Origin of the sequence: Flavobacterium luteum (assembly GCF_008806775.1) — a bacterium.
Classification (GTDB): domain Bacteria; phylum Bacteroidota; class Bacteroidia; order Flavobacteriales; family Flavobacteriaceae; genus Flavobacterium; species Flavobacterium luteum.
The window spans coordinates 734,551-758,475 of sequence record NZ_WAEM01000002.1; the positions used below are offsets into that span (position 1 = coordinate 734,551).

Below are 23,925 nucleotides of genomic sequence, written 5' to 3' on the forward strand. Positions count from 1 at the left end.
AATATGTCAACCGAAGAAAAATCACTTCATTTTATAGAACAAATCATAGAAGACAGTTTAGCAAGCGGTTTTCCTCAAAATAAATTACGATTTCGTTTTCCGCCAGAACCTAATGGCTATTTACATATTGGTCACGCCAAATCGATTTGTTTGAATTTTGGTTTAGGTTTAAAGTATAATGCACCAGTTAATTTACGTTTTGACGATACCAATCCTGCGAAAGAAGAACAGGAATATGTAGATGCTATAAAAGAAGATTTACAATGGTTGGGGTTTAATTGGGCTGAAGAACGCTATGCTTCTGATTATTTTCAACAATTGTACGATTGGGCTATACTTATGATTAAAAACGGAAAGGCTTATGTAGACAGTCAATCCTCTGAAGAAATGGCTATTCAAAAAGGAACTCCAACCCAACCCGGAGTTGATGGACCTTACAGAAATCGTTCGGTTGAAGAGAATTTAACTTTGTTTGAAGCCATGAAAAACGGCGAATTTCCTGAAGGAAGTCATGTTTTGCGTGCTAAAATTGATATGGCTTCTACCAATATGTTGATGCGTGATCCGTTGATGTATCGTGTTTTGCATCGCCATCATCACAGAACGGGTAATGATTGGAAAATCTATCCCATGTATGATTATGCTCATGGCGAAAGTGATTATATTGAACAAATTTCACATTCTATTTGTACTTTAGAATTTGTCATGCATCGTGAATTGTACAATTGGTTTTTAGATCAAATTTATGATGATACTAAAGTAAGACCGCACCAATACGAGTTTGCTCGTTTGAATTTGAATTATACCGTAATGAGCAAACGAAAATTATTACAATTGGTTCAAGACAAAGTGGTTAATGGTTGGGACGACCCGAGAATGCCTACTATTTCAGGGTTAAGACGACGTGGGTATACCGCAGCTTCTATTCGTAAATTTTGTGAAACCATTGGAGTTGCCAAGCGTGAAAATGTTATAAATGTTTCTCTTTTAGATTTTTGTTTGCGTGAAGATTTAAACAAAACCGCTCCAAGAGTAATGGCTGTTTTAGATCCTGTAAAGCTAGTAATTACGAACTATCCTGAAGGTAATGAAGAGTGGTTAGAAGCCGAAAACAATCAAGAAGATGAAAGTGCAGGGTATAGAAAAGTACCTTTTTCAAGAGAATTGTATATCGAAAGAGATGACTTTCTTGAAGTGGCGCCAGCTAAATTTTTCAGATTAAGTATCGGAAACGAAGTGCGTTTAAAAAACGGATATATTATTAAAGGCGAAAGTGTTACTAAAGATGCAAACGGAACAATTACCGAAATTCAAGTAACTTACGATGAAGATTCTCGTTCTGGAAGCGGAAGCGAAGCCAGTCAAAGGAAAGTGGCTGGAACCTTGCATTGGGTTTCCATTCAACACGCTATTGAAGCTGAAGTTCGTTTGTATGACCGATTATTTATAGACGAAGCTCCCGACAGTCATAAAGAAAAAAACTTCTTGGATTTTATGAATACATCATCGTTAGAAGTTGTTAATGGTTTCGTAGAGCCAAGTTTGGCAGATGCAAAAACAGGGGATAAATTCCAGTTTCAGCGTTTGGGTTATTTCAATGTGGACAAGGATTCTATCGCTTCTAAATTAGTTTTCAATAGGACAGCAGGATTAAAAGATGCTTGGGAAGAAAAAGGGAAGAAAGAAGAGAATCTATTGATGGCCACTCAAAAGGAAATCAATAAATATGTGAAAGAAAAAGATTCAACTGCTGCCAAAATTATTTTACAACCAATTATTGAAAATATTAAAAGCATTGATAATTTTAGTTTATTGGTACAAACAATAACTAAGAACATAAAAAATGACAATAATTCGTTATTGTTTTCTAATTTAATTTTGAATTATTCAAGTAATGTTTATTCAAAAGATATTGAGCAAGAATCGTTATCAAAATTATACACTATGTCGTTAAAAAGTCAATTGGCTGCTGTTCGAATTTTTGGCATTCAAAATTTAAAGAAGGACGCTAAAAATTGGAGTGATTTTCAAACACAATTAGAAGAGTTGAAAAATTCAGAAAAAAACGAGCAAGTTTTAGAATTGTTAAAAACGATTTAAAAAAACGAAATCGCAACTATAGATTTTAACAATGAAAATCGCCGTTTAAGGTGCTTTTTTTCGATTATTGTAAAATCTTATAAAAATCTTATAAAAGATAGAGTTTATCAATTAAAAACAGCTTCTGTAAATAGATTTTAAGGCGTTTTTTAATGTTTTACCTCTTAATATGTGTTTATTGTTTTTTCATCAATTTAAAAAGCTTATTTTATGTTTTAGTGTTTGAAATATAATTTATTTAACGCCTCATTAACTATATACTGTTACTTTATTTTGTAACTTTAGATTAATATTAATTTAAATAAAAAAGTCATGTCAAACAACACAGGAAACGTACTGATAGCTCTTTTAGCAGGAGCTGCGGTTGGAGCAGGTATTGGAATTTTGTTTGCTCCTGATAAAGGAACAAGAACCAGAGAAAAAATAAAACATGGTTATGATGATGCTAAGGATAACTTGGTACACAAATGGGACGATGTATCTAGAGAGATTAAAAGAAAATTTTCTAATCGTAAACATGATTTAGAAAAAACGTATGAAGATTTGGTTGAAAGCATGAACGATAAAAATGGTGACATTATTTCTTTTTTAGAAAAAAAATTGGCTGATTTGAAAGAGCAAAATGCTAAACTTCAAAATTAGTTGGCGTTTATAATTAGGTTTCAAAATTTAAATAATAAACGATGGCTTTTGAAGAATTAAAAGAGCATACCGAAAATATTCAAGACCAAGCTCAAGCTTTTTTTGAAAATAATGTAGCGTATTATAAATTGTGGGGTTTTAAAGTAGCGATGAAATCTACAACCATGATTTTTAAATTTACACTTATTTTATTATGCTTGAGCATGGTTTTGTTGTTTTGCTCCATTGCAGGAGCCTTTGCTATTGGTAAAGCATTAGATAATTATTCATATGGATTTCTAATTGTAGGAGGTGTCTATGTCTTTTTTACAGGAATTTTATTTTTAATTAAAGATAAAACAATAGAAGGACCAATTTTAGAGAAGTTTTCTGAAATCTTTTTTAATGACTAAAATTTATGGCAACTAAAAAATATTCTTCTTACGCACAAATAGATGCTGATTTAGAAATCTTAAAATTAGAGAAAGAAATTCATTATCAAAAAATGATTCTGAGTCTTCAAAAAACGAAAGAAACATTAACTCCAAATGCTATTGTTGGCAATATAATAAGTTCTACTAATTCCGTTCTTTCAAGTCCTTATGGAGTGATGATTAAAATGGCAGCACCGTTTATTATAAACAAAGCTATCCCATTTATTAGAAAATGGTTTTCAAAAAAAACAAAAAGAGGCAAATAAGCCTCTTTTTTAGTATTAAAAGTTTATAAATTATTCTGGATTTGAGGTATCACTAGGATTAAAATCTGTCGATGTGTGATCGTCTTTCTTTTTTATACGTTTAGGTTGGTTTTTCATAGTTTCACCAATTTGATTGCTTGCAGAAAAACTAGCCACCATATTATTTAACATATCACTTCCTGCTTGTGGTGAATTTGGCAATAAGATTAAATTAGAATTGGTATCGGCACCTATAGCTTGTAGCGTATCATAATGTTGTGTAACCACAATTAATGCCGATGCTTCTTGAGAATTAATTCCAACAGAATTTAAAACTTCAACACTTTCTACTAATCCACGAGCAATTTCTCGACGCTGGTCAGCAATACCTTGACCTTGTAATTTTTTACTTTCTGCTTCCGCTTTTGCTTTTGCAACAATTCTAATTCTTTGTGCTTCACTTTCAAATTCGGCAGCAGTTTTTTCTCTATCGGCAGCGTTTATTCTATTCATGGCATTTTTAACTTGAATATCAGGATCGATATCGGTAACCAATGTATTTATGATATCGTAACCATAGGTCATCATTGCTTCGTTTAATTCGCGTTTTACACCAATGGCTATATCATCTTTTCTAACAAAAACGTCGTCTAAAATTAACTTTGGAACTTCGGCACGAACAACATCAAAAACATAAGCTGTAATTTGATCGTGTGGATATTCTAATTTGTAAAATGCTTCATATACTTTATCTTGAATCACTTTAAACTGAACAGAAACTTTCATTTTTATAAAAACATTATCTTTCGTTTTGGTTTCAATTAATACATCAAGTTGTTGAATTTTAAGATTTACTCTTCCTGCAATTCTATCAATAAGCGGAATTTTTAATTGCAAGCCCGAGTTTCTGACGCTCAAGAATTTTCCGAAACGCTCAATAATTACTGATGTTTGTTGTTTTACGGTAAAAAAAGAAGAAAGGAATATAAATATCCCGAATACAAAAATGATAATTAGTGTAATGTTCATGTAGTTAAAATTAAGTTGATAAATTATCAGTTAAATTACAAAAATTATTTTAGGTTTGTGGATGATTAAAACTATTATATGAAAAATAAATTTCTTACAGTAGCATTTGTTTTTGTTTCCCTGATAGCTTCAGCGCAATATGGGTATAGAGATGCCAATAGAATTGGGATTATTTTTGGATTAAACCAAATCAATTTAAATACTAAAAATTTTACTTCAACTCCTGAATTAGGTTGGAATGTAGGGCTTTCTGTCCGTGGAAATTTCTATAATGATTTTGATATGGTGTATACTATGCAGTTTAGTGAAAACAAATTTACGGTTCCAACGACCAATTTTTTTTTAAAAAAGGAAGATATCAACTATAAATTGCCATCGGCACAGATTTCGTTGATGTTGAGTTATAAAATTGTTGAAAATCATTTGAGTGTCGAATTTGGTCCGCTTGTTCAAGTAAACGGAAAATTTGTTATTGATACTACTGAGGAAGACAACAAAATTTCAGGAACAACCTTATTAGCTAAAGATATTGTTGATATTTCAAAATTTAACTTTTATCCCGCAATAGGAATCACCGCAGGGGTAAAGCATGTAAGAGCGAATATTCAATACCAATATGGAGTAACCAATTTGCTCGGAAACTTAAACGGACAAGAAGGAATTAGCACTAATTTCAAATCGCATCCAGGAATTATAAGCGTAAATATTATAGCTTATTTGTAAAAAAAGCTCCTAAATTCAGGAGCTTTTTTGTTTTTATAACGTTGCAATTGCTTTCTCAATTCGCTTAATCGTTTCTTCTTTTCCAATTAATTCTACGATATCAAAAAGATGCGGGCCTTTTAAAGCACCAACCAAACTCAATCGAAACGGTTGCATGACTTTTCCCATTCCTATTTCGTTTTTTGTCATCCAGTCTTTTACAATGATTTCGATATTTAATGAACTAAAACCGCCTATAGTTGAAAGAACAGCAATCAATTCGTGCATTATAGCTGGTGTTTCGACTTTCCAGTTTTTTGATGCTTTTTCATCATAAGAAGTTGGAGCAACAAAAAAGAAATCACTCAAATCCCAAAACTCAGAAACGAAATGAGCACGTTCTTTTATGGAGGAAACAATCTGTATTAGTTTATCATTTTCAACAACAATACCTTTTTCAGCTACAATAGGAGCAAAGGCTTTCGCTAAAATTGCATCATTTTGTTTCACCAAATACTGATGATTGAACCATTTATTTTTTTCAGGATCAAATTTAGCTCCAGCTTTATGAACGCGATTCAAATCGAATTTTTCAACCAATTCCTCTAAAGAAAACAACTCTTGTTCGGTTCCGTCATTCCAACCTAGTAAAGCTAAAAAGTTGATAACCGCTTCCGGAAAAAATCCCTTTTCTCTGTAACCTGAAGAAATGCCTTCATCTGTTTTCCATTCTAAAGGAAATACTGGAAATCCTAATTTATCACCATCGCGTTTGGATAATTTTCCGTTTCCAACAGGTTTTAGAATCAAAGGTAAATGCGCAAATTCAGGAGCGTCCCAACCAAATGCCCGGTACAACAAAACGTGTAATGGCATTGATGGTAACCATTCTTCACCACGAATCACGTGAGAGGTTTCCATTAAATGGTCATCAACAATATTTGCCAAATGATAGGTTGGCATGCCATCAGATTTAAACAAAACTTTATCGTCTAATAAATTGGTTTCAAATTTAATGTCGCCACGAATAATGTCATTTAAATGCAAGGTTTCATTAATAGGAGTTTTAAAACGAATCACATACTCTTCGCCATTAGCAATTCTTTTTGCGGTATCTTCTTTAGAAATTACTAAAGAAGTATCTAATTTTTCACGATTATGATGGTTGTAAATAAAAGTTTTTCCTTGTTCCTCATGTTGTTTTCTATGAAAATCTAATGCTTCAGCGGTATCAAAAGCATAATAGGCATTTCCAGAATTGATTAACAAATCGGCATATTGTTGGTACAACTGTTTTCTTTCAGATTGACGGTATGGACCAAATTTTTCATTTTTTCCAATAGTTTCATCTGGAGCAATTCCTAACCATTCTAAAGCTTCCATTATATATTCTTCTGCTCCTGGAACAAAACGATTTTGATCGGTATCTTCAATTCTTAAATAGAATACACCATTATTTTTTTTTGCAAAAAGGTAGTTAAATAAAGCAGTACGAACACCGCCAATATGTAAAGGTCCCGTTGGACTTGGTGCAAAACGCACCCGAACTGGTTTAGACATTGTTATGAATTTTATGGCAAAGATACGTTTTCAAAGTGTCAATTTAAAAAGCGTATATTCCTTTTTAACTCCTAAAAAGTTTGAGATTTTTTTAACGTTTTGTAATTCAGATAAAATCGTACTTTTATCGGTTATTAAAACAAATTGAAATCTTTGGAATCTTCAAGTGCTATTTATCAGAAATTAGAAGCTTTTATCAAAAAATATTACACGAATGAACTCTTAAAAGGAATCATTTTTTTCCTTGGTTTAGGATTGTTGTATTTCTTGTTGACGCTTTTTGTAGAGTATTTCTTGTGGCTTAAGCCAATGGGAAGATTATTCTTATTCTGGGCGTTTATTGGTGTTGAAGTCTATCTTTTACTAAGATTTATAGGGTTCCCAATATTTAAATTATTTAAACTCCAAAAAGGAATTGATTATAAAGAAGCATCAACCATTATTGGAAATCATTTTTCTGAAGTCAGCGATAAACTTACTAATTTTCTTCAATTATCTGAAAATAAAAATCAATCTGAATTGTTGCTGGCGTCAATAGATCAAAAAGCAAATGCTTTGCAACCCATTCCTTTTGGTAACGCTATAAGTTTTAACTCCAACAAAAAGTTTTTACCATTAGCGATTCTTCCAATTTTGTTTTTCGCTTTCTTTTATTTATCAGGTAATAGCAATTTAATTTCACAAAGTTTAAATAGAGTAGTGCATTTCAATTCAGCATTTACTCCACCAGCACCTTTTAAGTTTATAGTTATAAATGATAATTTGCAAACCGAACAAAACAAAGATTTTACACTTATAGTAAAGACCGAAGGAAAAGTTATTCCAGAGAATGCATTGATTTTTATTGATGACGAAAGTTATTTTATGGAAAGTACTAAGGCTGGAGAATTTCGATTTAAAGTAGAAAAACCAATTTCTAACATAGCGTTTCATATAGAAGCAAATGCAATTTCTTCGCCAGAATATGAGTTGAATGTAATTACTGTTCCTTCGATTGCTAATTTTGAAATGCAATTGAATTTTCCTTCTTATTTGAATAAAAAAGCTGAAATCATAAAAGGTACAGGAAATGCCGTTTTGCCTGAAGGTACTCGCGTAACTTGGATAATGAATACGCAAGCGACTCAAAATGTAGATTGGACAGATTTGAAATTGAATTTTCCTTTTTCTAAAACTGAAAACACATTTGTTTTGTCTAAGACTATTTCTCAAAACACCGAATATCAAATTCGTACTTCAAACGAAAAAGTGAAGCATTACGAGAAGTTAAATTATCAGATTTCAGTTATTAAAGATCAGTTTCCAACAATTACAATAAACAATGCGCCTGATAGTTTAAAAGTCGATAAAAGTTATGTTTTAGGACAGCTTTCGGATGATAATGGTTTGTCTAAACTTTTTGTTGTTTATTATGAAAAAGACAAACCTCAAACCGCTAGGAGAGGAGCAATTGCAATTAAAAAGGCTAATTATGATCAGTTTGTTTTTGCTTTTCCGAGTACGCTTCCTGTAGTCGAAGGCATTTCGTATGACTATTATTTTGAGGTTTTTGATAACGATGCGCCACATCATTTTAAGAGTACTAAATCAGCTGTTTTTTCTAACAGAATAGTTACGGAGCAAGAAAAAGAAAATCAGGTTTTGCAACAACAAAATAGCAACATTAATAGTCTACAAAAATCGTTAAAGAATCAGAACAAGCAAATTTTTGAATTAGAAAAGTTACAAAAATCAGGAAAAGAGAAGGATAATTTAGAATTTAAAGATCAGCAAAAAGTTAATGATTTTATCAAGCGTCAGAAACAACAAGACGAAATGATGAAGGAGTTTGCTGAGAAAATGAAAGACAATTTAGAGAAGTTAAAAACAGATAAAAACGATGACTTCAAAAAAGAATTAGAGAAACGGCTAGAAAATGCAGATAAAGATTTAGAAAAAAACCAAAAGCTTTTAGACGAGTTAAAGGAATTGAATGATAAAATAAAGAATGAGGAATTACTTGAAAAGTTAGATCAATTCAAGCAAAATAGTAAAAATCAAATAAAGAACCTAGAACAACTTGTCGAGCTTACTAAGAAATACTATGTAGAAAAGAAAGCCGAACAAATAGCTGATAAATTAGATAAACTTTCTGAAAAACAAGATAAATTATCAGATAACGAAAAAGAAAACAAAACCGACAAACAAGAAGAAATCAATAAGGAGTTCGACGCCATACAAGAAGAATTAAAAGATCTGGATAAGGAAAACAAAGAGCTTAAATCTCCAATAGATATTCCCAAAGATGCCGAGAAAGAGAAAAGTATTGATGAAGATTTAAAGAAGGCTTCTGAAGAATTGCAAAAAGAAAACAAAAGTAAAGCTAAACCCAAACAGAAAAGTGCTTCTAAGAAGATGAAAGAAATGTCGATGAAGATGACTGAAAGTATGGAAAGTGGCGAAATGGAAGAGCTTGAAGAAGATGTTAAAATGTTGCGCCAAATTTTAGATAATTTATTAGCGTTTTCGTTTTCTCAAGAAGATTTGATGACTGAATTTAAAGGTTTAAAACGTGGATCTCCTTCTTTTAATAAAAATTTAAAAATTCAACAAAATTTAAAACAGCAGTTCAAGCACGTTGATGATAGTTTGTTTGCCATGTCATTACGAAACCCAAAAATTGCTGAGAACATTACTAAGGAAATTGGTAATGTTCATTACAATATCGAAAAAGCAATTGAAAATTTAGTTGATGCTCAAATTACAAAAGGCTTGTCACATCAGCAATATACGATTTCAGCATCTAATAAGCTGGCTGACTTTTTAAGCGACATCTTGAATAATATGCAAATGTCTATGTCTAAAATGGGCTCAGGAAAACCAAAGCCTGGAAAAGGAGAGGGGTCAGGTATTCAATTACCAGATATAATAAAAAAGCAACAGGGTTTAGGCGAAAAAATGAAAGAGGGAATGAAAAAAGGAGCTAAACCCGGGGAAGGGAAAAAGCCTGGGGAAGGAAATAAGCCAGGAGATGGTGAAAAGGGAAAATCTGGTAAAGACGGAAAAAGTGGAAATGGAGAAGGTCAAGGAGGAGAAAATGGAGAGAATGGGCAAGATGGCGAAGGTGATGCAAAAGCTATTTTAGAAATTTATAAAGAGCAAAAGCAGCTTAGAGAAGCCTTACAGAATGAGCTTAATAAAAAAGGAATTGGCGGAAACGGTCAGGGGACTCTTGAGCAAATGAAAGATATTGAAAAGCAATTATTAAATAAAGGTTTTAAAAATGAAGTACTGCAAAAAGTGCTTAATGTGAAACAAGAATTACTAAAATTAGAGAAAGCCATTCAAGAGCAAGGAGAAGAACAAAAGCGTCAATCTCAAATCAATAAGAAAGAGTATAATAATCAAATTAAAGCTTTGCCAGACAACTTACAAGATTATTTAAACAGCATCGAGATTTTAAACAGACAAAGCTTACCTTTGCGCTCCAATTTTGAACAAAAGGTTCAAGAATATTTTAAAAGTAATGATTAGTTTTAATTACGAAACCGAGTTTGAGTTGCCAAATGAAAGTGAAATTTCAAATTGGTTATCTAACGTTATACAAAGCGAAAATAAGAAGGAAGGTGATATTAATTATATATTCTGCGATGACAACTATTTAGTTGAAATAAACCAACAATATTTAGCTCATGACACTTTAACAGATATTATTAGCTTTGATTATTCTGTAGGAAACGAACTACATGGAGATGTTTTTATTTCTATTGAAAGAGTTCGTGAAAACGCACAAGAATTTAAAGTTTCTTTAGAAGAAGAATTGCAGCGAGTAATGGTGCATGGAATTTTACACTACTGCGGATATAAAGACAAGTCGCATGACGATGAGTTGTTAATGCGAGAAAAAGAAAATGAAAAAATTAAATTGTTCCACGTGAAACAAATCAAATAGTTTTCAAAACAAAAAAGTTATAATTGTTTCACGTGGAACAATCAAATAAAAAAAAGAAATCAAAATGTTTCAAGATCTTTATGATGTGATTGTGGTAGGGGCAGGTCATGCAGGTTCAGAAGCGGCTGCAGCTTCAGCTAATTTGGGCGCAAAAACCTTGTTGGTAACTATGAGTTTGCAAAACATTGCTCAAATGTCTTGTAATCCTGCTATGGGAGGAATTGCAAAAGGACAAATCGTTCGGGAAATTGATGCGCTTGGCGGTTATTCGGGAATTGTTTCTGATAGAACAGCTATTCAATTTAAAATGTTGAATAAATCCAAAGGACCAGCAATGTGGTCGCCTAGGGTTCAAAGTGACCGAATGCGTTTTGCTGAAGAATGGCGATTGATGTTAGAGCAAACTCCAAATCTTGATTTTTATCAAGAAATGGTAAAAGGGTTAATTATTGAAAACGGAAAAATAAAAGGAATTACTACGTCATTGGGAGTTACAATTAAAGCCAAATCGGTTGTTTTAACGAACGGGACTTTCTTAAATGGATTAATTCATATTGGAGAAAAACAGTTTGGTGGAGGTAGAGCCGGCGAAAGTGCTGCATACGGAATAACCGAAGACTTGGTTAAAGCAGGTTTTGAATCGGGTAGAATGAAAACCGGAACACCGCCAAGGGTTGATGGCCGTTCGTTAGATTATTCGAAAATGAATGAAGAGAAGGGCGATGCTAAACCAGATAAATTTTCTTATTCAGATGTTACCATTCCATTAGTTCATCAAAAATCGTGTCATATGACCTATACTTCTTTAGAGGTTCATGACATTTTAAGAGAAGGTTTTGATCGTTCTCCTATGTTTAATGGAAGAATTAAAAGCCTTGGTCCAAGATATTGCCCATCTATTGAAGATAAAATTAATCGTTTTGCTGATAAAGAAAGACATCAATTATTTGTAGAGCCTGAAGGTTGGAATACTTGTGAAGTGTATGTGAATGGATTTTCTACATCTTTACCAGAAGATATTCAATTCAAAGCTTTGCGTTCAGTTGTTGGTTTCGAAAACGTAAAGTTTTTTCGACCAGGATACGCAATAGAGTATGATTATTTTCCGCCAACACAATTAAAACATACTCTTGAAACTAAGTTAGTCGAAGGTTTATATTTTGCTGGACAAATAAATGGAACCACCGGTTATGAAGAAGCCGCTTCCCAAGGATTAATGGCAGGTATAAATGCAGCTTTAAAAATTCAAGAGAAAGATGCGCTAATATTAAAACGAGATGAAGCCTATATAGGTGTTTTAATTGATGATTTAATTACAAAAGGCACTGAGGAACCTTATAGGATGTTTACTTCTCGAGCAGAATACAGAACACTTTTACGCCAAGATAATGCTGATTTTAGATTGACACCTATGTCACACGAAATAGGTTTAGCCTCCGAGAAGAGACTTCGTAGAATGGAATATAAACTCAACGAATCGGAGAAAATGGTTGCCTTTTTTAAAGAAACTAGTGTTACGCATGCTGAAGCAAATCCAATTTTAGAAGCGAAAAAAACGGCTTTGGTAAATCAATCGGATAAAATGTTTAAGATTTTTTCTCGTCCTCAAATTGATTTAGAGGATATGATGAAATTTGAGAAAGTGGCCGCTTATGTTGAAGTAAATAATCTAGACCAAGAGATTTTAGAACAAGCCGAAATACAAGTTAAATATTCTGGTTACATTGAAAAGGAAAGAAACAATGCTGATAAATTGACTCGATTAGAAGATTTAAAAATCCCAGAATCGTTTGATTATAATAAAATAAAATCGATGTCGATTGAGGCAAAACAGAAGTTAAGTAAAATTCGTCCTGTAACAATTTCGCAGGCCTCAAGAATAAGCGGGGTTTCACCGAGTGACATTTCGGTGTTGCTTATTTATATGGGAAGATAATTGTTTCACGTGGAACGAATTTTAAAAAGCGTTACTTGTAAAGGCATAATGATGTTTTTATTGTTCTTTTTGGTGTTTATTAGTTGTGGAGGGTTGCAACAAAGAGTCTCAATTGCCGATTATATTTTGGTTTCTAATGGGAAAGAAGTCATAGGAAATAAAAACCTAAATGCTTTTATTTTTGAAAACAATTTAAAGAAATTACCAATTGAACAATTTCTTGTTGCAAAATTCAATACCAATAATTACACGCAAAATGACTTTTGGATAACTATTGATAAGGACAAATATAAAATCATGATTTATGATAAAGCCGATTATGAAAAGTATTTTATAAGCTATAATTTTGCAGTTGTTAACGTTGAACCACAGAACATAAAATCAATTGATCAAAGAGCATTTATTGCAATCTCGATGATTAATTCTAATAATGAAGATTGTCTTGATGACAATTCGTTGTATCAAAACATTGCTGTAAACTATTTAAAAAAATTAAAAGACGAATTTTATAATCAATAATGGATCAAATAAAACATAAACTATTTCTTACTATTAAAGACCACTCAGTTTCTAAAGAAACCTTCGAATTGTTTCGTGATGAAACACTCGATTTAGTATACACGCATCCGCAACCCAAAGAAAATACATTGCCTAAATACTATGAAAGTGAAGATTATATTTCCCATACCGATGGGAAACGTTCCTTCTTTGAAAAAGCGTATCATTTTGTAAAGAATATTGCTTTAAAAAACAAACTCAATCTCATTAACAATATCCAGAAATCTAAAGGGTCGCTTTTAGATATAGGTGCAGGTACAGGAGAATTTTTATTTTTTGCAAAGGAAAATGGCTGGAATTGTGTAGGAGTAGAACCCAGCGAAAAAGCAAAAGCAATTGCGCTTAAAAAAGGTGTTTCGTTTTCTGAAACCACCAATCTTTTAGAAGATCATTCTTTTGATGTTATTACCATGTGGCATGTTTTAGAACACGTTCCTAATATCGAAGATCAAATCAAAGAATTAAAACGATTGTTAAAACCAAACGGAACAATTTTAATCGCGGTTCCTAATTTCAATTCGTATGATGCAAAACAATATGGTGTTTTTTGGGCAGCTTATGATGTGCCTAGACATTTGTGGCATTTTTCAAAAACAGCTATAAAATTACTTTTTCAAAAACAAAATTTACATTTAGAAAAAGTTTTGCCCATGAAGTTTGATGCATTTTATGTTTCGCTTTTATCTGAAAAATACAAATCAGGGAAAATGAATTTTGTTAAAGCTTTTATTATCGGTTTACAATCTAATATTAGAGCCAAGCAAACTTTAGAATATTCATCGCACATTTATATCATAAAAAACGGAAATAACTAATATTAAACCAAGGATTAAACGATTTAGCTTTAAAATACACTTACGTTAATAAAAACTCAAATCAGCCTTTAAAACGCTTTATTTTAATCTAAATATCATCAGTTTAATTTATTTGTTATTAGGAATCAATAAGAATATCTTATAATCAGTAAAAAACAAAAAAAAGCTCAAATAATTAACAATTAGAAATTGCAGCAAAAAGTTTTATACTTTTGAAAACGAAAAGAAAATTAATATTTTAAAAACAACTAATGAAAAAATCAATTCTAATTCTAGTACTCGCTTTATCCATAATTTCATGTACTAATAAAACCGCAGAAGTTAAAGAAGTAAAAACAGCTTATATAGATACTTCAAAATTATTAGAAGAATATAACGAAGCTAAAGATATAGACACAAAATACAAAGTCAAATCGGAAGCGATGGGAAAAGAATTAGAAGCCGAAGTAGCTCGTTTTAAATCGGAAGCTTCTAATTTTCAAAAAAATGCACAAGCAAACGGTCAGGCTTGGGCGCAACAAAAAGGTACCGAATTGCAAAAAAGAGAGCAAGAATTAAGTTATGCTCAGCAAGCTATGGCGCAACAATTGCAACAAGAAAGCGGATCAGAAATGGATACTTTAGTAAAAAGCGTTAAAAAATTTATTAAAGACTACGGTAAAGAGAAAGGCTACGCTTACATATACGGAACAGGAGAAGCAAATTCTGTTTTATATGCTGAAGACAAGTATGACATAACTAAAGAAATAGTGAAGCTTTTAAACGATAAATACAAATCAAGTTCTAAGGCAGTTGTTAAAGATGATGCGAAAATTAAGTAGAATCCTTAAAAAATAAGAAATATATTTCAAATTCTAACCCCAATGCAAACCTTCAACTTAAATTCCGTTGAAGGTTTTTTTTCACAAAAAATGTTCGTTAAGAATCGCATTACAATTATTTTCAATATTTTAGCTTCATAATTTATACGCCAAATGGAAAATTTATCAGAAGAAGCCAAATACACCTTACAATTTATCAATCAAACGCAACGTTCTATTTTCTTAACAGGAAAAGCAGGAACTGGAAAAACCACACTTTTAAAAGAAATCATTGCATCAACTCATAAAAATGTTGTAGTTGTTGCTCCAACAGGAATTGCAGCATTAAACGCTTCTGGTGTTACCATACATTCCATGTTTCAGTTGCCTTTTGGCGGATTTATTCCTGATACTACTGCTTTCCATTTTTCGGATGCTGTAAAGTTTGAAAGCAAAAGCACCTTAGTCAGACACTTTAAAATGAGCAGTTTAAAGAAATCAGTCATCCGAAATATGGAATTGCTTATTATTGACGAAGTCAGTATGCTTCGTGCTGATTTATTGGATGCGATGGATTTTATGATGCAGTCTGTTCGTAAAAAGAAAATTCCTTTTGGTGGCGTTCAGGTTTTGTTTATTGGCGATTTATTGCAATTGCCGCCCGTAATTCGTGATGAAGAATGGAAAATCTTGCGTATGTATTACAAAGGAAAGTTCTTTTTTCATTCGCATGTAATTCAGCAAAATCCACCTTTGTATATTGAACTTTCTAAGATTTTCCGTCAAACAGATGATGTTTTTATTTCTATTTTGAATAATCTCCGAAATAATACAATTTCGCAGGCCGATATTCAGAATCTAAACCAATATGTACAGCCTAATTTTGACCTTAAAGCCAATAAAGGCTACATCACTTTAACGACACATAATGCTAAAGCTGATGCCATGAATGCGCAAGCCCTTCAAGATTTACAAGGCAAATTAGTTAAGTACAAGCCTGAAATTGTTGGCGAATTTCCAGATAAAATTTTTCCGGTTGATGAAACTTTAGAATTAAAAATTGGTGCTCAAATTATGTTTGTGAAAAATGATTTGTCTTTTGATAAAAAATATTTCAATGGAAAAATGGGAATTATAAAATCACTTTCTGCCGAAGAAATTTTGGTTCATTTTCCCGAAGAAAACAAAACTATCGAAGTCGAAAAATACGAATGGCAAAATATTAGATATAAAGCGAACGAAATGACAAAGGAAATTCAGGAGGAAACTCTTGGTACTTTTGTGCATTATCCAATAAAATTAGCATGGGCTATTACGGTTCATAAAAGTCAGGGTTTAACATTTGATAAAGCAGCACTTGATGTTTCGCAAGTTTTTCTTCCAGGGCAAGCCTATGTAGCATTATCGAGATTGCGGTCGTTAAACGGACTGATTTTGCTTTCTCCGCTTAGGATGAACGGCATTTCGAACGATCAAGACGTTATGGATTATGCATTGAACAAAGCCAGTGAGAAAATTTTAGAACATGCTTTACAAGAAGAAACCAAAAATTTTATTCTCTCTTACTTAAAAAGCACTTTCGATTGGAGCGAATTGGCTCAAGAATGGCGCAACCATCAGTTTAGTTATGGGGAGAAATCAGAAAGTTCTGAGAAATCAAAACACGCTATTTGGGCCAAAAAAAATGCAGAAACCGTTGGCGAATTAGTAGGACCGGCTAGAAAATTTCTTTCGCAATTAGACAAGCTTTTTGCAGAAGAAACTTTTGATGTTGTGTATGTTTCAGAAAGGATTCAAGCGGCTCATGATTACTTTTTTGTTCCAATGGACAACTTGGTTAATGAAATTCTGTGGAAGTTAGAAGAGATTATTCGTATCAAGAAAGTAAAAGGGTTTTATGAAGAAATAATTGCTTTGGAAGAAATTCAAACAAGAGCTGTTTTGCGATTAATGAAAGCCAAACTATTGATAAAAACCATTGCTTCAAATGAAACAATTTCTAAAGAAAAATTAGTATCGGAAGAAATTAAATACTACAAAATCAATAAATTAGAACGCATTCGGGAAGAATTCAAATCAATAAATGTCACGCTTATTGAAGATGAATATGATCTTGAACGGTATACGTCGTCAAAAAAATCTAAAGAGAAAACTCCTAAAAAATCGACCGTTCAAGAAACCTACGAATTGTGGCAACAAAAGCTTTCTATCAAGGAAATTGCAGAACGCAGAGTATTAACCATGCAAACCATTAGCGGACATTTAGCCAAGTTAATAGAAGCTAAAACCATTTCACTCTCAGAAGTTTTACCAAATGATAAAATTCAAGCTTTGGCGAAAGCTTTCGACGGTTATAATGAAGCTTCCTTAAATCCGTTGAAAGAAAAGCACGGAGATACTTTTACCTGGGATGAATTGAAATTGTTTAAGGCGAGTTTAAATTAATCTTTTCTAGAATTGTAAAGTGTTGCTTTTTCTTATAAAACAAGAGCCGTTTGCAATCTTAAGGAATACGTTTAAAATTACAAAAAAGGCTCTGTTAGTTTATTGTTGAATGAAAAAAGTACTAAACCTACTTTTGATTTTATCTGATAGCGTTCAAATAAATTTGCGCGATAACTTTCTAACGATTTTACAGATAATCCCATTTGAGCAGACATTTGCTCATAAGTAAACTCTTCTTCAGCACAGACTAATGTCAAAAACTCATGCTCACGATCAGACAAAACAATTTTATTGTATTTTTTTATTGCACTAAAGGCATCATGATGCTTTACTCTTTTTAGAATCTCAGTTATATTGTGATAACCAATCGTAACTATTTTATCGATGGCGAATTTCAACTCTTGTGCCGAACAATTTTTGTTTAAAAAACCTCTTGCACCAAAACGATAGGCTAAATTGATAATATCTTCATCAAAATGTTGCGTTAAGAGTAATACTTTATATTCTTCTTCTTTCTTTTCTAATATTTTCAATACGTCTATACCGTTACTATTTGGCATTGAATAATCTAAGATGTACAAATCTGGTTTTTGTTGAAGCGGAATCGCGTCTAAAAAAGCTTCACCACTTTCAAACTGGTAAACAACTTTAATGTCTCCTAATTTTTGAATTAATTCCACAAGACCTTCTCTTACTATTTTGTGGTCATCAATAATACAGATGCTAATTTGTTCCATGTTTTTCTTTGAATTCGGCTTGGTTTATACTTGGTAACACAGTGCTGTTATTTTTCTTTCTCTTTTAAAAGAATTTTAGTCCCCTCAGTAGGAAACGATTCAATTTCAAAATCATATCCAATTATTTTTGCTCGATTATAACAATTTTTCAATCCCATACTTTTGCTTTTCGGGACCTTTATTTTTTGGTCAAAACCAATACCGTTGTCTTCAATTTCAAGTCTAAAAAGAGGAAATGTTATAATATTGATAGTAACTTTAGTCGCCTTGGCATGCTTTAATATATTATTGATGCTTTCTTGAAAAATTCTGTAAATTATAATTTGTTCGTTATATTTAAATTTTCGGTTCTTTTGATCTTCAATTAGCAAATTAAATGAGATTGTTTTATTTTCATTAATTCGCGATACTTCAACAAAAATTGAATCTATTAATCCCTTTTCTGATAAATAATTATGGTCTATCGAATGGCTAATTTGGCGTAAATTTTCGGATAATTTTTGTATGGAAAACGAAATAGGAGATAAGTTATCAGTAAAATCAGGAAAATCTAATTTTAAATTCTCAATCTGAAAATTAATCACAGACAATTGCTGCCCTGCATTATCATGCAACTCTTGAGAAATATTTTCAAAAACCATTTCTTGTGTTTCAACAATTGTAGCGTTTAGCTCTTTTTGATGTGCTAATTTGTTGCGTAACAATTTTTCGTAAATAAGATTTTTATCAGTCATCAACATATAGTTTTTTTTAACCGTATTTCTATAAAAAAAGGCTATAAGTCCACCTAAAAAAACGGTTTCACTGAAAGTAATTATATAAAAATAAAACGGATATGAAATGTCATATAGTTTTATAAAACCTAGATAATTAAAGAAATAACTGGCAGGATTAAAACATAAAAAAAATAGAGATACTACACCTCCTAGTACACCATAGTTATACTTTTTAAAATTGAAGAATATAAATAACCCATTGAGGGCAATTGTAAGAAGAATAAAGAAATAGGAAACTTTCCAAAATACAGAGTAAATAATAGTGTTAAAACCCAAATGCTCCATAAACAAGAAATAAATTAGGCTAAACAAGATGCCAAATGCAATAGTAAAACTTAAATAATAAGGTATTAAGATTCCTTTCAATCCCAGATCTATTTTTAACAATTTTGCTAATAAAAAAGTAGTTAAAAAATGTAGAGAAACGCTTATTAGTGCTAATGGCAAAGAATTCAATCTATATAAAACATCAAATATAGGACTAGGAAATACAGCTATAAACAACTCTTCTTGAAGCAATATTTGAATGACTACAAAAAGGTAAATTGCGTAAACAAAAAATATTTTCTTAAACACAATCAAACCAGCTAAAATGCTTATGATGCATATAATTAAAAATCCCCCAATGAGAATTCCAATCTTCCAATAGAAACCAACTTCCCATTCTAAATTATCAATTGCAGTAGTAATATCAAAGTAAACATAGCTAGAATGGCGCTTGTTTTTTATTTGCAATAGAAGTTCCTTATTGGGATTTGTACTAAAATTTAGCGTTGTAGCCAGGAACCGCGTTCTTATATTTCTAGAATTCGAGACACGAGAATAATCTAAAGTATCTACAACAAACCATTTTTGGTGTAGTTTTTCATAAACAAAAACAGTATCTGATTGTGTATAAATACCCCACCAATATTTCTTTTCTTTTGGCGAATGGTTTTGTACCACAAGATGAACCCACAAATCTTTAGATGAATTTACCGCATACAATAATCGTGTAGATTTCCAAGACTTAAAATGATTGTTTTTTAATGCATTTGCGGCATTAACTATAGTACTTCTGTCTGAGGAGTCTTTCCAACAGTCTAAATAATTTAAAAGTGACTTCGAATGAACTCCTTCTAAATAATAGACATTTTTTTTTATAGTATGTTGGGCAATACCACAAACATAACTAAACAGCATATAAATGACTATGTATTGCTTAAGATTATTTTTATAAAACATAGTAAATTATAAGGTTGCTGTTCTAAAAATACAGCTATTGATCTAAAACCAACTAAAAGCTATTGAATTTTATACTAAAAGCAGTCAAGATATAAATGTAAAGTTTTTTTTGAATAAGTCTAGTTTTAAAACAAAAACAATTTAAGGAAAATTCCTTATAAAAATAGGGTTTCCCCTATTGTGCTGTCTTAGCAATTTAAATATTTTTGAATTTAAATTTACTTTTCAAGTAGTTTATATTTCATTTTTACCTTTTTATATTTCAGTTCAATTAATAAATCGAATATCTAAAGAAGTATGTTATATAAGTCCCAAAACCCTATTTATAGGGTGTTGTGCCCTTTTAAATTTAAAGTAAGCTTTACTAAAGAATTACTCAGCAGTTGTTGCTCCAAGATTTACGGTAACCAAACACTTAATAAAATCGGTCATAGAATATGATAATTTATCCAAACACAGTTAAAAAAATTTTAAAATGGACCCTATTTCCCAATACATATACAAGATCAGTAGAAATATTTAATGAAACAGGTACTAGACTGCTTTTTAAATGTCAATTAAAAAATCATGTCACTATAAATAAACTTTTAATAGGAACTTATGTTTTAAAAGTTGAAACCAATTACGGAGAATTTACTCAAACGTTTACAAAAAACAAAACCAATAGACCTCTGGCAAAACAGCTTATTACTGGCTGAGGTGGGAAAATACGCGTGGCGAAACGGGCGCCTGGAGCGACGTAACCATGGCCACCATAACAGGGTAAATCATTAAAACCCTATCAATGTTAAAACCCTGATAGGGTTACTTATTTTATAAAAAAGGAGTACGCCGAAAATCCTGAAGAGAGTAGGTAAACTAAATAAAAATTATGAAAAAAATTACATTATTTATGTTAATCGTTTTTACGATTACCTTACAAGGACAAAACAAATTATTATCAAGTGTTACCCAGTACCTAGATGTTAATAATGTTTGGCAAAACGGTCAAGGTTCTAATTATGAATACGACAGTAACAACAACCTAATTTCAGAAACATCACTCAGTTTTTGGCAAACTAACTCATGGCAAATCTCTTCTAAAGACAGTTATACGTACAATGCTAGTAATAAAGTTTTAGTAAATATTTATCAAAATTGGAATGCAACAACTAATAAATTAGAAAATTCAGATAAAAGATTAAATACGTACACCAATGGCAATATAACAGAAAGTATTATTCAAAATTGGAATACCTCTAACTCAAGTTGGACAAATAGCCGTAAAAATACTCTTACTTGGAATAGTAAAAATATGCCAGACAGTGGTTTATTCTATAATTGGGATGGTTCCCAGTGGGCACCCGCTACTCGACTTACCATAACTAATAATGCAAATAATAAAATAACTTCATTACTATTTGAAAAATGGGATGGTGCTAATTGGGTTAATTCAGAAAAAGATTTACGCACCTATAATGGCAATAACCAACTTATAACTGATAGAGAAGCTAGTTGGGATGATTTTAATGCCAACTGGAAAGTAACCAATCAAACCGATTATGTATTAGATGCCAATGGTAATGTAACTAGCGAAACCTACACCAATGCAACCGACAATACTCAAAATAACATAAGGAATTATACATACGATACATCGAGCCTTATGTCTAGTTTTGTGAATCCTTTTAATGATAAAGACGGGACAGACTATCTTAGTCAAAATCCTCATGTAAATAAGGTGCTAGGTTATACGAATTCTAAATATGGCACAACGACTTACAATTATAGCAATACCATTGTTTTAGGTACAGAAAAAAACGAAATAGCTAAAGCAACGATATGCGTATTCCCAAATCCCGCCAAAGATTTCTTGACTATTCAAAACGCATCCAACTATAAAATCGATAAAGTTATTGTATCTGATGTTTCTGGAAAAACAATCTTGCAACAAAACCAAAATACAAATCAAGTAGATGTACAAAACCTAGCTAAAGGGATGTATTTAATTCAAGCTTTTTCAGGAAAAGAAAAGTTTGTAAGCAAATTTATTAAAGAGTAAAATGTAATTCTATTAATTTTAAAAGAGGGTTCAACTTATGGTAGTTGAACCCTCTTTTTATATTAAAGTACTTTACATTTACTTATACCCACCTATTTCTAATTGCTCTAGTAATAAGTTCAGCGAAAATGATGGTTTGAGTTTTTTTAAGCAATGTCTTTACTAACTTTTCTAGTAATTTCTAATTGAAGTTATTTGCAAAATAATTTAAATCTATGTTCGTATTTAGTTTTTAATTTCAATGATATAAATGGAATATGAATTATTAACTCAACCAATACACCACCATCACAGCAGGAATAAAATAAAGTACAATTGTTCGAGCGCCATCATAATCTTTGGCTAGTCGTTGCCCAAAAAGCAACATGATTAAAGTAATACAAGAAAAAATTCCGGCATAAAGACCAAAAGTTCTGCCATTATTTACTATCAATTGTATACATCCTACTACAGCTAATATTCCTGAAATAAGTTCTAAAACCAGAATATGAAATAAGGCTAAAGGCACGTGGTTTTTTAGTCGAGTATTGGCAAAATGTTCTTTCAACCATGTCAAATTATCCTTCCAATAAATGGCTTTATCATAACCTGATTGTATAAAAGTTACTGCAAGCAATACTAAAACTAAAATGGATGCAACATTAAACATAAGAGTTATTTTTTATGGATTAAACGGGTTAGTTTTATAGATAGATCTGTCAAAATTATTTTTGCATTTCCGTTGCGCTCAATATGATACATAGCATCCGAAAGTTCTTTAAAGATATCGTGAATATTAGCGCTGTTTACAAATGGAGCAAAATTCTCTAGTTTAAATTTTTCAATTTTTGGTTCCATATACACCAAACTAGTGGTTTGATAATTCAGCAACAATGCTTGACGAAACATATTGATGCAATAGTGCAGAAATTTTTTTTGTGTTTCTCTTCCCAAACTAGCAATTTGCTCGCTCCAGATTATCAAATCCTGAATCGCTGAAGCATTTCCTTTGGCTCTAAAGGCGGCTCGAACCCAATCGACAAAATGTTTTTCAAAAAAAGCATCTTCGCCTTTATCTTCTATTAGTTGTAAAGCTTTATTGTAATTTCCTTGAGCTTGATGAGCAATTTTAGTAGCCATTCTAGCATCTATGCCTTTTTGAGCAATTAGTGCTTCAGCAATCACTTTTTCGGGCAACGCATTAAAATGCAATACTTGACATCGAGAACGAATAGTTTGAATGATGTCTTCTTCATTTTCTGATATTAGAATAAACAACGTTTTATCTGTAGGTTCTTCTAGTAATTTCAATAATTTATTCGATGCCGAGATATTCATTTTATCAGCCATCCAAATAATCATTATTTTATAGCCACCTTCATAGGATTTTAATGCTAAAGATTTTAAAATCTCTTGCGCATCTTCTACACGAATTTCTCCTTGTTTGTTTTGAACTCCAAGAACTTGATACCAATCAAATAAACTACCATAAGGGTTTTCGATAATAAACTGTCGCCAATCAGCAATAAAATCAATGCTTTTTGGTTTGGTTTTTATATCTTCAGTAGTTACTGTAGGATATGTAAAGTGCAAGTCTGGATGTGAAACGCTTTGAAATTTTAAATTACACGATTCATTCCCACCGTCATTTTCATTATATATATTGTTACACAATACATATTGCGCATAAGCTATTGCAGCAGCTAAAGTACCTGACCCTTCTGGCCCAACAAATAATTGAGCATGGGGAATTCTACCAGAGTTAGCACTCTGCGTCAAATGACTTTTAATATATTCTTGACCTAATATTTCTGAAAACAGCATGTAGCAAATATAAAGTTTTTTGATTATTCAATTGAATGAAATTTCTTTAAAGAATGAAATTATAAAACTTAAAGTTAACTAAAATTCTTATTTATTTTTTGTTCAATTAAAAAAATAAGGTACATTTGTTAATAAATATGGGTGTTTCAAATAAAATACATTAAATAA

The 23,925-nt window shown here is 31.5% G+C and carries 20 protein-coding genes; 14 read left to right on the forward strand and 6 right to left on the reverse strand.

All coding sequences use genetic code 11. The features are described 5' to 3' along the window. The first annotated feature begins 3 nt into the window (after window positions 1-3). From F6464_RS06990 to F6464_RS07005, 4 genes are all read left to right on the forward strand, one after another. Window positions 4-2,100: a glutamine--tRNA ligase/YqeY domain fusion protein gene (locus tag F6464_RS06990; protein WP_151107077.1), complete on the forward strand. Its 2,097-nt coding sequence runs from the start codon at window positions 4-6 to the stop codon at window positions 2,098-2,100. A 312-nt stretch (window positions 2,101-2,412) separates the two neighbouring features. Then, window positions 2,413-2,742, forward strand: coding sequence for a YtxH domain-containing protein (locus tag F6464_RS06995; RefSeq protein ID WP_151107078.1), 330 nt, complete (start codon window positions 2,413-2,415; stop codon window positions 2,740-2,742). A gap of 41 nt (window positions 2,743-2,783) precedes the next feature. Continuing rightward, entirely contained in the window at window positions 2,784-3,134 is a 351-nt protein-coding gene (locus F6464_RS07000) for a competence protein (protein ID WP_151107079.1), read from the forward strand. Window positions 3,135-3,139: 5 nt separating this feature from the next. Beyond that, window positions 3,140-3,421, forward strand: a complete 282-nt coding sequence (locus tag F6464_RS07005) for a DUF6327 family protein (RefSeq protein ID WP_151107080.1) — start codon at window positions 3,140-3,142, stop codon at window positions 3,419-3,421. A 30-nt stretch (window positions 3,422-3,451) separates the two neighbouring features. Here the strand turns inward: F6464_RS07005 and F6464_RS07010 are convergent, their stop codons facing one another. Beyond that, a complete protein-coding gene (locus F6464_RS07010) occupies window positions 3,452-4,429 on the reverse strand; it encodes an SPFH domain-containing protein (RefSeq protein ID WP_151107081.1) in 978 nt (325 codons plus the stop codon). 78 nt (window positions 4,430-4,507) lie between these two features. Between F6464_RS07010 and F6464_RS07015 the strand changes: the two genes are divergently transcribed. Then, window positions 4,508-5,152, forward strand: a complete 645-nt coding sequence (locus tag F6464_RS07015) for an outer membrane beta-barrel protein (RefSeq protein ID WP_151107082.1) — start codon at window positions 4,508-4,510, stop codon at window positions 5,150-5,152. Window positions 5,153-5,185: 33 nt separating this feature from the next. Here F6464_RS07015 and gltX read toward each other — a convergent pair whose 3' ends face one another. Next, the gene (gene gltX / locus F6464_RS07020; protein WP_151107083.1) at window positions 5,186-6,691 is read right to left on the reverse strand and encodes a glutamate--tRNA ligase; all 1,506 of its coding nucleotides are present in this window, start codon (window positions 6,689-6,691) and stop codon (window positions 5,186-5,188) included. Window positions 6,692-6,844: 153 nt separating this feature from the next. On the opposite strand from gltX, the gene F6464_RS07025 reads away from it, so the two are divergent. The 7 genes from F6464_RS07025 (at window position 6,845) to F6464_RS07055 (ending at window position 17,176) form a co-directional block, all read left to right on the forward strand. Beyond that, entirely contained in the window at window positions 6,845-10,204 is a 3,360-nt protein-coding gene (locus F6464_RS07025; protein WP_151107142.1) for a hypothetical protein, read from the forward strand. Next, window positions 10,197-10,622 carry an rRNA maturation RNase YbeY gene (gene ybeY, locus F6464_RS07030; RefSeq protein ID WP_151107084.1) on the forward strand — a complete coding sequence of 142 codons (426 nt, stop codon included), beginning with the start codon at window positions 10,197-10,199 and terminating at the stop codon, window positions 10,620-10,622. Before F6464_RS07025 ends, ybeY begins: the two co-directional genes overlap by 8 nt. Window positions 10,623-10,686: 64 nt before the next feature. Continuing rightward, a complete protein-coding gene (gene mnmG / locus F6464_RS07035; RefSeq protein WP_151107085.1) occupies window positions 10,687-12,558 on the forward strand; it encodes a tRNA uridine-5-carboxymethylaminomethyl(34) synthesis enzyme MnmG in 1,872 nt (623 codons plus the stop codon). Between the two features lie 48 nt (window positions 12,559-12,606). Beyond that, window positions 12,607-13,077, forward strand: a complete 471-nt coding sequence (locus F6464_RS07040) for a hypothetical protein (RefSeq protein WP_151107086.1) — start codon at window positions 12,607-12,609, stop codon at window positions 13,075-13,077. Further along, window positions 13,077-13,931 carry a class I SAM-dependent methyltransferase gene (locus tag F6464_RS07045; protein WP_151107087.1) on the forward strand — a complete coding sequence of 285 codons (855 nt, stop codon included), beginning with the start codon at window positions 13,077-13,079 and terminating at the stop codon, window positions 13,929-13,931. Before F6464_RS07040 ends, F6464_RS07045 begins: the two co-directional genes overlap by 1 nt. Window positions 13,932-14,182: 251 nt before the next feature. Continuing rightward, complete coding sequence (locus tag F6464_RS07050) at window positions 14,183-14,752, forward strand: OmpH family outer membrane protein (protein ID WP_151107088.1); 570 nt, start codon at window positions 14,183-14,185, stop codon at window positions 14,750-14,752. 153 nt (window positions 14,753-14,905) lie between these two features. Beyond that, a complete protein-coding gene (locus tag F6464_RS07055) occupies window positions 14,906-17,176 on the forward strand; it encodes a helix-turn-helix domain-containing protein (protein WP_151107089.1) in 2,271 nt (756 codons plus the stop codon). 77 nt (window positions 17,177-17,253) lie between these two features. Here the strand turns inward: F6464_RS07055 and F6464_RS07060 are convergent, their stop codons facing one another. Beyond that, entirely contained in the window at window positions 17,254-17,913 is a 660-nt protein-coding gene (locus F6464_RS07060; protein WP_151107090.1) for a response regulator transcription factor, read from the reverse strand. 47 nt (window positions 17,914-17,960) lie between these two features. Next, on the reverse strand, window positions 17,961-19,871 hold the full coding sequence (locus tag F6464_RS07065; RefSeq protein WP_191963332.1) for an ATP-binding protein: 1,911 nt from the start codon (window positions 19,869-19,871) through the stop codon (window positions 17,961-17,963). Between the two features lie 479 nt (window positions 19,872-20,350). Here F6464_RS07065 and F6464_RS07070 point away from each other — a divergent pair, with 479 nt between their 5' ends. Together F6464_RS07070 and F6464_RS07075 are read left to right on the forward strand one after the other, a co-directional pair. Then, entirely contained in the window at window positions 20,351-20,611 is a 261-nt protein-coding gene (locus tag F6464_RS07070; RefSeq protein ID WP_151107092.1) for a T9SS type A sorting domain-containing protein, read from the forward strand. Window positions 20,612-20,784: 173 nt separating this feature from the next. Then, window positions 20,785-21,954 carry a T9SS type A sorting domain-containing protein gene (locus F6464_RS07075; protein ID WP_151107093.1) on the forward strand — a complete coding sequence of 390 codons (1,170 nt, stop codon included), beginning with the start codon at window positions 20,785-20,787 and terminating at the stop codon, window positions 21,952-21,954. 265 nt (window positions 21,955-22,219) lie between these two features. Here the strand turns inward: F6464_RS07075 and F6464_RS07080 are convergent, their stop codons facing one another. Together F6464_RS07080 and F6464_RS07085 are read right to left on the reverse strand one after the other, a co-directional pair. Next, complete coding sequence (locus tag F6464_RS07080) at window positions 22,220-22,603, reverse strand: DoxX family protein (protein ID WP_151107094.1); 384 nt, start codon at window positions 22,601-22,603, stop codon at window positions 22,220-22,222. Between the two features lie 5 nt (window positions 22,604-22,608). Then, complete coding sequence (locus F6464_RS07085) at window positions 22,609-23,757, reverse strand: DNA polymerase III subunit (protein WP_151107095.1); 1,149 nt, start codon at window positions 23,755-23,757, stop codon at window positions 22,609-22,611. Window positions 23,758-23,925: the final 168 nt, after the last annotated feature.

Excerpts from the sequence above, each read along its gene's own strand:
- F6464_RS07015 (WP_151107082.1), top strand. The coding sequence starts at position 4,508 with ATGAAAAATAAATTTCTTACAGTAGCATTTGTTTTTGTTTCCCTGATA.
- F6464_RS07005 (WP_151107080.1), top strand. The coding sequence starts at position 3,140 with ATGGCAACTAAAAAATATTCTTCTTACGCACAAATAGATGCTGATTTA.
- F6464_RS07060 (WP_151107090.1), bottom strand. The coding sequence starts at position 17,913 with ATGGAACAAATTAGCATCTGTATTATTGATGACCACAAAATAGTAAGA.
- F6464_RS07000 (WP_151107079.1), top strand. The coding sequence starts at position 2,784 with ATGGCTTTTGAAGAATTAAAAGAGCATACCGAAAATATTCAAGACCAA.
- F6464_RS07065 (WP_191963332.1), bottom strand. The coding sequence starts at position 19,871 with ATGCTGTTTAGTTATGTTTGTGGTATTGCCCAACATACTATAAAAAAA.
- F6464_RS07050 (WP_151107088.1), top strand. The coding sequence starts at position 14,183 with ATGAAAAAATCAATTCTAATTCTAGTACTCGCTTTATCCATAATTTCA.
- mnmG (WP_151107085.1), top strand. The coding sequence starts at position 10,687 with ATGTTTCAAGATCTTTATGATGTGATTGTGGTAGGGGCAGGTCATGCA.
- F6464_RS07055 (WP_151107089.1), top strand. The coding sequence starts at position 14,906 with ATGGAAAATTTATCAGAAGAAGCCAAATACACCTTACAATTTATCAAT.
- F6464_RS07070 (WP_151107092.1), top strand. The coding sequence starts at position 20,351 with ATGATAATTTATCCAAACACAGTTAAAAAAATTTTAAAATGGACCCTA.
- F6464_RS07040 (WP_151107086.1), top strand. The coding sequence starts at position 12,607 with ATGATGTTTTTATTGTTCTTTTTGGTGTTTATTAGTTGTGGAGGGTTG.
- F6464_RS07080 (WP_151107094.1), bottom strand. The coding sequence starts at position 22,603 with ATGTTTAATGTTGCATCCATTTTAGTTTTAGTATTGCTTGCAGTAACT.
- F6464_RS06990 (WP_151107077.1), top strand. The coding sequence starts at position 4 with ATGTCAACCGAAGAAAAATCACTTCATTTTATAGAACAAATCATAGAA.
- gltX (WP_151107083.1), bottom strand. The coding sequence starts at position 6,691 with ATGTCTAAACCAGTTCGGGTGCGTTTTGCACCAAGTCCAACGGGACCT.
- F6464_RS07075 (WP_151107093.1), top strand. The coding sequence starts at position 20,785 with ATGAAAAAAATTACATTATTTATGTTAATCGTTTTTACGATTACCTTA.
- F6464_RS07010 (WP_151107081.1), bottom strand. The coding sequence starts at position 4,429 with ATGAACATTACACTAATTATCATTTTTGTATTCGGGATATTTATATTC.
- ybeY (WP_151107084.1), top strand. The coding sequence starts at position 10,197 with ATGATTAGTTTTAATTACGAAACCGAGTTTGAGTTGCCAAATGAAAGT.
- F6464_RS07045 (WP_151107087.1), top strand. The coding sequence starts at position 13,077 with ATGGATCAAATAAAACATAAACTATTTCTTACTATTAAAGACCACTCA.
- F6464_RS06995 (WP_151107078.1), top strand. The coding sequence starts at position 2,413 with ATGTCAAACAACACAGGAAACGTACTGATAGCTCTTTTAGCAGGAGCT.
- F6464_RS07085 (WP_151107095.1), bottom strand. The coding sequence starts at position 23,757 with ATGCTGTTTTCAGAAATATTAGGTCAAGAATATATTAAAAGTCATTTG.